Raw genomic sequence first — 11,854 nt, 5'->3', positions numbered from 1 at the left:
CTCGACACCGTCGCCGACACCGCCGTCGCCGTCCTCCCCGACGCCTCCGGCAACCCCCGCCTCATCGGCTACCTCACCGGCCCCGCCGTCGACCCGGACCGGATCCGCCGTCAACTGGCCGAGCTGCTGCCCGGCTACATGATCCCGGCGTCCTGGCTGGTGCTGCCCGCCATGCCGCTCACGGCCAACGGCAAGCTCGACCGCAAGGCCCTGCCCAGGCCCGACCTGGGGGACCAGGAGGAGGCCCGCGCGCCGCGCACCGAGCGCGAGCGGGTCCTCTGCGACATCCTCGCCGAGGTCCTCGGCACCGGCCGGGTCGGCATCGACGAGGACTTCTTCGCCCTCGGCGGCGACAGCATCCGCTCCATCCAGGTCGTCAGCCGCGCCCGCAGGGCCGGACTCACCCTCACCACCCGCGACATCTTCACCCACAAGACCGCCGCCGCCCTGGCCCAGGTCGCCGAGGAGCAGGAGCAGAGCCCCGCCGAGTCCGCCCCGACGGAACCCGAAGGCAGTCTGATCGCCCTGTCCGACGAGGAACTGGCCGATCTGGAATTCGAGTTGAATGAGGAACTTTCGTGACGACCGCCCCCAGAACCGGGTCGAAGATCAGCGAAGTACTTCCGCTCTCCCCCCTCCAGCAGGGGCTGCTGTTCCTGTCCTCGTACGACCAGGCCTCGCCCGACCTGTACACCCTCCAGTTCGTCGCGGAGATCGACGGGCCGGGCGCGGGTGACGGCGAGCAGCTCGCCGCCCGGCTGCGCGCGGCCTCGGCCGCGCTGCTGCGCCGGCACCCCAACCTGCGGGCCTGCTTCCGCAACCGCAAGACCGGCGAGCCCGTCCAGGTCGTCCTCAAGGAGACCGAGGTCGAGCCGGACTGGCAGCTGCACGACCTCACCCACCTGCCCGAGGCCGACCGGGAGGCGGCGGCGCAGCGGCTGACGCGCGAGGACCGGCTGCGCCGGTTCGACCTGGCGCGGCCGCCACTGATGCGGTTCACCCTGATCCGGCTCGGCGCGGGGCACCACCGGTTCGTCTGGTCGGTGCACCACATCGTCATGGACGGCTGGTCGTTCCCGCTGGCCGTCCGCGAGCTGGTGCTGCTCGGCGACGAGGCGGGCGCGGCGGCGCTGCCCGCGCCCGCGCCGTACCGCTCGTTCCTGACCTGGCTGAACGGCCGTGACCGGGCCGCCGCGCGGGCGGCCTGGGCGCAACTGCTGGACGGCCTGGACGGGCCGGTCCGGGCGCTGCCCGGCGCCGGTGACGGCGATTCCCGCGAACTGCCGTCGCTCGTCCGGGGGTTCCTGTCGCCGGAGCGCACCGCGGCGCTCGCCGGCTGGGCGCGCGGCCGGGGCCTGACCCTCAACACCGTGGTGCAGGGCTGCTGGGCGCTGCTGCTCGGCCGGCTCACCGGCCGCGAGGACGTGGTGTTCGGGTCGGTCACCTCCGGCCGCCCGGCCGAGGTCCCGGACGTCGAGTCGATGATCGGCCTGTTCGCCAACACCCTGCCGGTCCGCGCCGACCTGCGCCCGGACCAGCGGGCGAGTGAGCTGTTCGAGGCGCTGGCCCGCCAGCAGCTCGCGATGATGCCGCACGAACACCTGCCGCTCGCCGAGGCGCAGGCCGCCTCCGGCGTCCAGGGCGAGCTGTTCGACACCGTCCTCGCCTTCCAGAGCTACCCGCTGGACGAGGCCGCGCTGTTCCGCGAGTCGGGCGGCACCGTCAGTTCCGCGCAGGTGCTCTCGGCCACCCACTACCCGCTGAGCCTCACCGTCTTCCCCGGCGAGCGGCTGGACCTGCACCTCGCCTACCGGCCCTCGGCCTTCGCCGGGAACCCCGAGGGCCTCACCGAGGACCCGCGGCCGTCCGCGCAGCGCGTCCTGGACCGGCTGGTCCGCGTCCTGGAGCAGGTCGCCGACGACCCGCAGGCCCCGCTCGCCCGGCTCGGCGCGCCCGAGCCCGCCGAACTGGCCCGCATCCTCGGCGAGTGGAGCGGCGCCTCGGCCGCCCCCCGGGAGCCCGCGCGGCGCGCCACCGTCGCGGAGCTGTTCGCCGAGCAGGCCGCCCGCACCCCGGACGCCGTCGCGGTCACCGCTCCCGGCGAGGCCGCCCTCAGCTACCGCGAGCTGGACGAGCGGGCCAACCGGCTCGCCCACCTGCTCGCCGCCCGCGGCGCCGGCCCGGAGAGCCTGGTGGCCGTCGCGCTGCCGCGCGGCGCCCGGCTGATCGTCGCCGTCCTGGCCGTCCTCAAGGCGGGCGCGGCCTACCTGCCGTTGGAGCCCGGCCACCCGGCCGACCGGATCGGCTACACCCTGCGCGACGCCCGTCCGGCGCTGCTGCTGACCGCCGGCGGCGCGCTGCCCGAACCGCCCGAGGCCCCGGACCTGCCGCGCCTGGACCTGGACGCCCCAGAGACGGCCGCCGCGCTGGCCGCCCACCCGGCCACCGCCCCGGACACCGCGGCCTCCCCCGAGCACCCGGCCTACGTCATCTACACCTCCGGCTCCACCGGCCGCCCCAAGGGCGTCGTGGTACCGCACCAGAACGTGGCGCGGCTGCTGGAGGCCACCGACGACTGGTTCGACTTCGGCCCCGGCGACGTGTGGACGCTGTTCCACTCCATCGCCTTCGACTTCACCGTCTGGGAGCTGTGGGGCGCGCTGCTGCGCGGCGGCCGGCTGGTCGTGGTGCCGTACGACGTGTCGCGCTCCCCCGACGCCTTCCTGGACCTGCTCGCCGAGGAGCGGGTGACCGTCCTCAACCAGACGCCGTCCGCCTTCTACCAGCTGATGCGCGCCGACGCCGACCGCCCGCGCCCGCTCGCCCTGCGGACCGTGGTGTTCGGCGGCGAGGCGCTGGACATCGGCAGGCTCGCCGACTGGTACACCCGGCACGCCGACGACGCGCCGCGCCTGGTCAACATGTACGGCATCACCGAGACCACGGTGCACGTCTCCTACCAGGAGCTGGACGCCCCGACGGCCGCCGCCGGCGGCGGCAGCGTGATCGGGCGCGGCATCCCGGACCTGCGGGTCTACCTGCTCGACGGCGCCCTGCGGCCCGTCCCGGCCGGCGTGCCCGGCGAGCTGTACATCACCGGCCCCGGCCTGGCCCGCGGCTACCTGCGCCGCCCCGACCTCACCGCGGCCCGCTTCGTCGCCTGCCCGTTCGAGCCCGGCGGCACCCGGATGTACCGCACCGGCGACCTCGGCCGCTGGCGGGCCGACGGCACCCTGGAGTACCTGGGCCGCGCCGACGAGCAGGTCCAACTACGCGGCTTCCGAATCGAGTTGGGCGAGATCGCGACCGTCCTCGGCCAGCACCCCGCGGTCGCCGAGGCCGCCGTGATCGCCCGCGAGGACCGGCCCGGCGACCAGCGCCTGGTCGCCTACGTGGTGCCCCGCGACGGCGCGAACCCGGACGGGCTGCGGGAGTTCGCCGCCGAGCGGCTGCCCGAGTACATGGTCCCGGCGGCCATGGTCCCGCTCGCCGCGCTGCCGCTGACCGCCAACGGCAAGCTCGACCGCCGCGCCCTGCCCGCCCCCGCGTACACCACCTCGGCCCGCGGCCCGCGCACCGCCGAGGAGGAGCAGCTCTGCGGCGTCTTCGCCGAGGTGCTCGGACTCGACCGGGTCGGTGTCGACGACGACTTCTTCACCCTCGGCGGCCACTCGCTGCTCGCCACCCGGATCGTCAACCGGGTCCGCGCCGAACTCGGCGCCGAACTCCAGGTGCGGGACCTCTTCGAGGCCCCCTCCCCCGCCCGCCTCGCCGAACGGCTGGCCGCCGCCGCACCCGGCCGCGCCCCGCTCGCCGCCGGGCCGCGCCCGGCCGTGCTGCCGCTGTCGTACGCGCAGCAGCGGCTCTGGTTCGTCGAGCACCTGGGCGCACCCGGCGGGCTGTACGCCATCCCGCTGGCGATCCGCCTCTCCGGGCGCCTCGACACCAACGCCCTGGCGGGCGCCCTGCACGACGTGGTCACCCGGCACGAGGCGCTGCGCACCGTCTTCCCGCAGCGCGCCCCCGAGAGCACCGGGTCCGGGGCCACCTCCGGGACCACCGGCAGCGGACCGGCCGAGCAGCGGGTGCTCACCCCGGCCGAGGCCGCCGTCCCGCTCCCGGTGAGCGAGACCACCGAGGCGGGCCTGCCCGCCGCCCTCGCCGCCGAGGCCGCGCGCGGCTTCGACCTGGAGCGCCACCTCCCGCTCCGCGCCCGCCTGTTCCGGCTCGGCCCGGACGAGCACGTGCTGACGATCGTCCTGCACCACATCGCCGGCGACGGCTGGTCGCTCGCCCCGCTCACCCGCGACCTCACCGCGTACTACCGGGCCCGGGTGGCCGGCCGCCCGGCCCAACTGCCGCCGCTGCCCGTCCAGTACGCCGACTACGCCCTGTGGCAGCGCGGACTGCTCGGCGCGGAGGACGACCCGCGGAGCGAACTCGCCCGCCAACTCGGCTACTGGACCGCCACCCTGAAGGGCCTGCCGGAGGAACTGGCGCTGCCCTTCGACCACCCGCGCGGCACCCGGGCCGAGCACCGCGGCGACGTCGTGCGCACCACCGTGCCGCAGCCGCTCACCGCCGAGCTGCACCGGCTCGCCGCCGCCTGGGGCGTCAGCGTCTTCATGCTGCTGCGGGCCGGGCTCGCCGCCCTGCTCACCCGGCTCGGCGCGGGCACCGACATCCCGCTCGGCAGCCCGATCGCGGGCCGCACCGACGAGCGGCTCGACGAGCTGGTCGGCATGTTCGTCAACACCCTGGTGCTGCGCACCGACACCTCCGGCGACCCGGGCCTGCGCGAACTCGCCGAACGGGTCCGCGCCTACGACCTGGCCGCCCACCAGCACCAGGACGTGCCCTTCGAGAAGCTGGTCGAGGTGCTCAACCCCGAGCGCTCGATGGCCCGGCACCCGCTGTTCCAGGTGATGCTCGGCTTCCAGCAGGCCGGGCCGGCCCCGGCGCCCGAGCAGGACCCGGAACTCGCCGTGGCCGAGCAGCCGGTGCCCGTCCGGACCGCCAAGTGGGACCTGTTCTTCCAGCTCACCGAGCAGGCCGGCGGCGCGCTCGCGCTCGCCGTCGAGTACCGCACCGACCTGTTCGAGCCCGCCACCGCCCGCCGGATCACCGACGCCTACCTGCGGCTGCTCGCCGCCGCCCTCGCCGAGCCCGCCCGGCCGCTGTCCCGGCTGGACCTGCTCGGGCCCGAGGAGGAGGCCGAACTGCTCGCCCTCGGCACCCACCGGGCCGGCACCCCGCGCAGCACCCTCACCGCCCTGGTGGACCGCCGGATCGCGGCCACCCCGGACGCGGTCGCGCTGGTCCACACCGAGCCCGGCCACCCCGAGCGGCTGCGGCACACCAGCTACGCCGAACTGGACGCCGAGGCCAACCGCCTGGCCCACCTGCTGACCGCGCGCGGCGCCCGCCGGGGCGACCTGGTGGCGCTGCGCCTGGAGCGCGGCCCGGCCGTGGTGAGCACCCTGCTGGCGATCGCCCGCACCGGCGCGGCCTACCTGCCGATCGACCCGTCCTACCCCGACGAGCGGGTCCGCGACATGCTGGCCGACAGCGGCGCCCGGCTGCTCGTCACCGAACGGTCACCGGCCGGACGGGAGCTCCCCGCCGGGGTCGTCGAGCTGCTCCTGGACGCCCCCGAAACCCTGGCCGACCTGGCCGGCCGGCCCGTCACCGCCCCGGTGCCCGCCGCCCCGATCGACCCCGACGACCTGCTGTACGTCATCTACACCTCCGGCTCCACCGGCAAGCCCAAGGGCGTCGCGGTCCCGCACCGCGCCGCCGTCCGCCTGGTCCTGGGCCTGCCCGAGCTGGCGCCGACCGCCGCGGACACCTTCCTCTACTTCGCGCCGGTCGCCTTCGACGCCTCCACCTTCGAGATCTGGGGCGCGCTCGCCCACGGCGCCCGGGTGGCGGTCCACCCGCCCGGCCCGGCCGACCCGCGGGCCCTGGAGTCCTTCCTGGCCCGCGCCCGGGTGAGCGTCGCCTTCCTCACCACCCAGTTGTCCAACACCATCGCCGACACCCGGCCGCGCGCCCTGGCCCCGCTGCGGGCGCTGCTCACCGGCGGCGAGGCGCACTCCCGCGACCACCTGGACCGGCTGCGGGCCACCCTGCCGGACACCACGGTGTTCAACGTGTACGGCCCCACCGAGACCACCACCTTCGCCACCGGCCAGGACCTCGGCCGCGCCCAGGGCACCGTCCCGATCGGCCTGCCGATCGGCGACACCCGCGCGTACGTCCTGGACGAGGCGCTGCGGCCGGTGCCGCGCGGCGTGGTCGGCGAGCTGTACCTGGCCGGCGAGGGCCTGGCCCGCGGCTACCTCGGCCGGCCCGCGCTGACCGCCGCCCGCTTCACCGCCTGCCCGTTCGGCGCGCCCGGGGAGCGCATGTACCGCACCGGCGACCTGGTCCGCTGGGACCGGCACGGCCGGATCGAGTACGTCGCCCGCGCCGACCAGCAGGTCAAGATCCGCGGCTACCGGGTCGAACTCGGCGAGATCGAACGGCTGCTGGCCGAGCACCCGGCCGTCGCCCGGGCCGCCGTCCTGGCCCCCGCCGACGCCGCCGGCCAGCGCCGCCTGGTCGCCTACCTGGTGCCCGCCGACGGCCGGCCGGCCCCCGGACCGGCCGAGTTGCGGGGCCACCTGGCCCGCTCGCTGCCCGGCCACATGGTGCCGGAGAGCTACACCGCGCTGCCGGAACTGCCGCTGAACGCCAACGGCAAGCTGGACGTCAAGGCCCTGCCCGCCCCCGCGGCCACCCCCTCGGCCCGCGCCCCGAGGGCCCCCCGCACCGAGCCGGAACGGCTGCTCTGCGCCGCCGTCGAGGAAGTCCTGGGCACGGGCCCGGTCGGCCCCGAGGACTCCTTCTTCGCCCTCGGCGGGGACAGCCTGAAGGCGATCCGGCTGGTCAACGCGGCCGGCCGGGCCGGGCTGCCGATCAGCCTCGGGGCGGTCTTCGAGCACCGCACCCTGGAGGCGCTGGCCGCGGCCGCCACCACCGGGGGCGGCGCGGTCGACCTGCTCGGGCCCGTCCTGCCGATCCGGCCCACCGGCGGGCGGCCCCCGCTGTTCTGCGTGCACGGCGGCCTCGGCTTCGCGATCCCGTTCGCGGCGCTCGCCGAGCACCTCGACCCGGAGCAGCCGGTCTACGGCCTCCAGGCCCGCGGCCTGTCCGACGACGGCCCGCTGCCGACCGACTTGGGCGACGTCGCCGAGGAGTACCTGGCCCGGGTACGCGCCGTGCAGCCGCACGGCCCGTACCACCTGCTCGGCTGGTCCTACGGCGGCGTCGTGGCGCACGAGATGGCCGTCCGGCTGCACGCCGCCGGCGAGCGGGTGGCGTTCCTGGCCAACCTGGACGCCTACCCCGACGACGCCCTCGGGGCCCGGCCCAGCGACGCCGAGTTCCTCGCCGACTTCCTGGCCGAGGCCGGGGTCGACGCGGCGGAGCCGGAACGGCTCACCCCGCAAGGCGTCGCCGCGCACCTGGCCCGCACCGAAGGCCCCCTCGCCGCGCTCGAACCGGGTACGCTGGAACGGCTGCTGGGGGTCATGCGGAACAACCTGGAGCTGTTCCAGCGGTTCACCCCGGGCCGCTTCGACGGCTGCCCGATGACGCTCTTCGTGGCGGCCGGCGGCGACACCCGCCCCACCCCGGAGGAGCGCGCCCTCAAGGTCAAGAGCTGGGAGCCGCACGTCGGTTCCGCCGTCCTCGTGCACGACGTGGACAGCGGGCACCAGCAGCTGCTGCGACCCGCACCGGCGGCGGCGATCGGCGCGGTCGTCGAGCACGCCCTCGCCGCCCTGGCCGCGGACCCGACCGGAACCCCGGCCGCACCGGCCGCCACCCCGACCACCTGACGCCCGATCAACCCGGCACGTCCCGAGATCCCGAGACCTGGAGAACAGTCATGGCGAACCCCTTTGACCGCGAAGACGGCACCTTCCTCGTCCTCGTCAACGCGGAGGGGCAGCACTCCCTGTGGCCGTCCTTCGCCGCCGTCCCGGAGGGCTGGTCGGTGACCCTGGAGGCCACCGACCGGGCCACCGCCGTCGCCCACATCGAGGGCAACTGGACGGACATGCGCCCGCTCAGCCTCCAGCAGCAGGGCTGACCGGCCGGGCCCGCGCCCGGAACCCGGAAGAACGCCGCCGGACGGCTCCGACCCCGCCGCCCGCCGCACCCCCAGGGCCTTCGCCCGGCGGTGCGGCGGGCGGCCGTTTTGTCCCCGGCACCCCTCCCCACCAGGCATGCGACACCCCGACAGGACCCGTCAGTGAGCGGTCAGTTGGACGTCATCGACCCGTCATCGGGCCTGACTAATTTGCTGCCCAGAGGCCCGGTTTCCGGGCACCCCAGGGCACCCCCACAGGGCGCCCGCGAAAACGGAGGAAAACGAGCATGACGACGGTAGCGCCGGAGCGTCTCACCCGGATCCGCGAGATCATCGCCGAGAACATCGACGTGCACACCGAGTTCGCCGACACCGCGCTGTTCGTCGACGAGCTGGGCGCCGACTCGCTGAAGCTCATCGACGTGCTCAGCGCCCTGGAGATGGAGTACTCCATCGTCATCGACATGAACGAGCTGCCGAAGATGGTGAACGTGGAGGCCACGTACCAGGTGACCGCGACGGCCGCCGGCTGGTGATCGGGGCGGGTTCCGGGACCGGAACCCCCGCCCGCAGGCATCCCACTGCTTAAGGAGTCCCATGTCCACCGCACAGTCACCAGCGGCACCCCGCGCCGGCGTGCCCGCCGACCGCCGCCGGGTCGTCCTCACCGGCCTCGGGGCGATCTCCAGCATCGGCACGGGTGTCGAGGAGTACACCGCGGGGCTGCGGGCCGGCCGCTCCGGTGCGCGGCCGATCACCCGGTTCGACACCGAGGGGTTCGGCCAGAACATCGCCTGCGAGGTCCCCGACTTCGAGCCGGAGCGCTGGATCCGCAACGTCCCCCTCGACGACATGGGCCGCGCCGGGCAGTTCGCCGTCGCCGCCGCCCGGATGGCCGTGGAGGACGCCGGGCTCACCGAGGCCGACCTCGGCGAGCGCCAGGCCGTCATCAGCGTCGGCACCACCGACGGCGAGGGGCACGACATCGGCGTGCTGGTCGAGCAGGAGCTCGCGGCCGGGGACCCTGGGGCCATGGACCCGGTGCTGTCCCGCCGGATCAACGCCGGCCGGCTCACCACCGTCATCGCCCGCGAGCTGCGGATGCCGAACGTGGAGCCGACCACCATCACCACCGCCTGCGCGGCGGGCAACTACTCGATCGGCTACGGGCTGGACGCGATCCGCTCCGGCGAGGTCGACATCGCCCTGTGCGGCGGCGCCGACGCCGTCTGCCGCAAGGCCTTCGCACTGTTCAAGCGCTTCGGCGCGCTCACCCCGGACGTGGTCCGCCCGTTCGACAGGAACCGCCAGGGCATCCTGACCGGCGAGGGCGCGGGCATCCTCGTCCTGGAGAGCCTGGAGTCCGCCCTCGCCCGCGGCGCGCACATCTACGCCGAGGTGCTCGGGTACGGCCTCAGTTGCGACGCCGCCCACCCGACCGCGCCGAACCGCGACGGCATCGCGCGCGGCATCCGGCTCGCCCTGGACGACGCCGGGGTCGAGCGGGACGAGATCGACTTCATCTCCGCGCACGGCACCGGCACCAAGGCCAACGACAAGACCGAGTCGGCCGCCATCGTCGACGTGTACGGCGACGCACCGCCGCGCACCGTCGCGGTGAAGTCGATGCTCGGCCACTCGATGGGCGCGGCCAGCGCGCTCGGCGCGATCGCCTGCAGCCTCGCCATCGAGCACCAGTTCATCCCGCCGACCATCAACCACGTGGAGACCGACCCCGACTGCCCGCTGGACGTCGTGCCCAACCAGGCCGTCGACGCGGAGGTCCGGATCGTGGAGAACAACTCCAGCGCCTTCGCCGGCAACAACGCCATCCTGATTCTGGGCACGTACGGAGAGCGAGTCTGACGATGACCACCGCAGCCACCCCGGCGGCCCTGCCGCCGGAGACACTCGTCATCACCGGCTGGTCGGCCGTGTCGCCGTACGGCCTGACCCGCCAGGACTTCGCGTCCGGCGTGCGCGCCGGTGCCAAGACCGCCGTCAAGGCGGACGCCGCGCTCGGCACGCTGCCGTCGCCCGACGTCTGCCTGGTGCCCGGCTTCGACATCAAGGGCCTGCTCGGCCCCACCGGCACCGCCAAGATGGACCGGCTCACCGCGCTGGCCCTGGTCGCCTCCGACGGCCTGCTCAAGGACGCCGACGGCAACCGGGTGGTGGAGACCGACGACCGCACCGGTGTGGTCCTCGGCATCTCGATGGGCAGCCTGGAGAACGTCACCAACTTCCTCAAGCAGTCCTACACCAACGCGCTGCCCTTCCACGTCGACGCCGGCCGCATCCCCTTCGGCAGCCTCAACCACGCCGCCGGCGCCACCGCCATCCGGCACGACCTCAAGGGCCCCAACACCACCGTCGCCGGCGGCCGGGTCAGCGGCCTGCTCGCCCTCAACTACGCGCGGCGCCTGATGGGCCAGGGCCGGGCGACCAAGTACCTGGTCGGCTCCGCCGAGGAGTTCTCCGCCGCGCACGCCTGGATCGAGCACACCGCCGTCGCGGCCGGCGACTCCACGCCGCTGCTCGGCGAGGGCTGCGGCCTGTTCGTGGTCGAGCACGCCGGCACCGCCCAGCGCCCGGCGCTCGCCGCGGTGCTCGCGGTGGAGACCCGCGTCGACATCGACGACGACCCGAAGGCCGCCGTCACCGCGTGCGTGCAGCGCGCCCTGGCCCGCGCCGGCGTCACCGCCGACGAGGTCTGGGCCGCCGTCCCGTGCGCCGCGCCCACCGCGGCCGGCCGGGCCGAGTACGACGCGCTCGCCGCGCTGCTGCCGGCCGAGGCACTGGGCCGGGTCCCGTCCATGGAACTGCTCGGCGACACCGGCGCGGCCTCCGCGTCCTTCCAGATCCAGGCGGTGCTCGGCGTGGCCGGGGCCGACCCGGCGGCCCGGGGCCGGATCGCCCTGGTGTCCGCCGTCGACCGTGACGGCGCGGTGGGCTGCGCCGTCCTGAGACTCTTCGGGGAGCACGCGTGATCGCCCTGGTCAGCGGCGGGTCCCGGGGCATCGGCAAGGCCATCGTGCTGCGCCTGGCCCAGGACGGCTACGACGTCGCCTTCTGCTACCGCTCCAACGCCGAGGCCGCCGAGCAACTCGTCAAGCAGGCTGGCGAGTTCGGTACCCGGATCACGGCCACCCAGTGCGACGTGGCCGACCCGGAGCAGGTCCGCGACTGGTACAACCGCACCGAGCGCGAGGTCGGCCCGGTGGACGCCGCCGTCACCTCGGCCGGCATCACCCGGGACCGCCCGGTCATCCTGATGCCGGAGGACGACTGGAACCAGGTCCTGCGCACCAACCTGGACGGCGTGTACCACGTGTGCCGCGCCGCCGCCTTCGCGATGAGCAAGCGCCGCAGCGGATCGATCGTCAACCTGTCCTCGGTGTCCGGCATCTACGGCAACCTCGGCCAGGCCAACTACGCCGCTTCCAAGGCCGGCATCATCGGCTTCACCAAGTCCCTCGCCAAGGAGTGCGGCCCGCGCGGCGTGCGCGCCAACGTGGTCGCGCCGGGCCTGATCGCCACCGACATGGTCGGCGACATGTCCGACGCCGCGGTCGAGCGGATGCTGAAGAACGTCGCCCTCGGCCGGGCCGGCAAGCCCGAGGAGGTGGCCGACCTGGTCTCCTTCCTGCTCTCCGACCGCGCCGCCTACATCAGCGGGTCGGTCTTCGAGATCCACGGCGGCGGCACGTTCTGATG

Annotated in this window: 7 protein-coding genes; all 7 read left to right on the top strand. The window is 75.0% G+C overall.

What is annotated here, in order from left to right; translation table 11 throughout:
• On the top strand, positions 1-582 hold a 582-nt coding region (locus AB0O19_RS27075), incomplete at its 5' end, for a phosphopantetheine-binding protein (protein ID WP_363623151.1).
• Positions 579-7,883, top strand: a complete 7,305-nt coding sequence (locus AB0O19_RS27070) for an amino acid adenylation domain-containing protein (protein WP_363623149.1) — start codon at positions 579-581, stop codon at positions 7,881-7,883. The genes AB0O19_RS27075 and AB0O19_RS27070, both read left to right, overlap by 4 nt.
• 50 nt (positions 7,884-7,933) lie before the next feature.
• On the top strand, positions 7,934-8,137 hold the full coding sequence (locus tag AB0O19_RS27065) for an MbtH family protein (RefSeq protein WP_063348727.1): 204 nt from the start codon (positions 7,934-7,936) through the stop codon (positions 8,135-8,137).
• 287 nt (positions 8,138-8,424) lie between these two features.
• On the top strand, positions 8,425-8,673 hold the full coding sequence (locus AB0O19_RS27060; protein ID WP_063348726.1) for an acyl carrier protein: 249 nt from the start codon (positions 8,425-8,427) through the stop codon (positions 8,671-8,673).
• A gap of 61 nt (positions 8,674-8,734) precedes the next feature.
• Positions 8,735-10,003 carry a beta-ketoacyl-[acyl-carrier-protein] synthase family protein gene (locus AB0O19_RS27055; RefSeq protein WP_363623147.1) on the top strand — a complete coding sequence of 423 codons (1,269 nt, stop codon included), beginning with the start codon at positions 8,735-8,737 and terminating at the stop codon, positions 10,001-10,003.
• 2 nt (positions 10,004-10,005) lie between these two features.
• The gene (locus tag AB0O19_RS27050) at positions 10,006-11,127 is read left to right on the top strand and encodes a beta-ketoacyl synthase N-terminal-like domain-containing protein (protein WP_363623145.1); all 1,122 of its coding nucleotides are present in this window, start codon (positions 10,006-10,008) and stop codon (positions 11,125-11,127) included.
• Complete coding sequence (gene fabG / locus AB0O19_RS27045) at positions 11,124-11,852, top strand: 3-oxoacyl-ACP reductase FabG (protein WP_363623143.1); 729 nt, start codon at positions 11,124-11,126, stop codon at positions 11,850-11,852. The genes AB0O19_RS27050 and fabG overlap by 4 nt, the downstream gene beginning before the upstream one ends.
• Positions 11,853-11,854: the final 2 nt, after the last annotated feature.

The sequence above is a fragment of the Kitasatospora sp. NPDC091276 genome, from assembly GCF_040684355.1.
GTDB lineage: Bacteria > Actinomycetota > Actinomycetes > Streptomycetales > Streptomycetaceae > Kitasatospora.
This window is presented reverse-complemented; position numbering and strand designations above follow the sequence as displayed.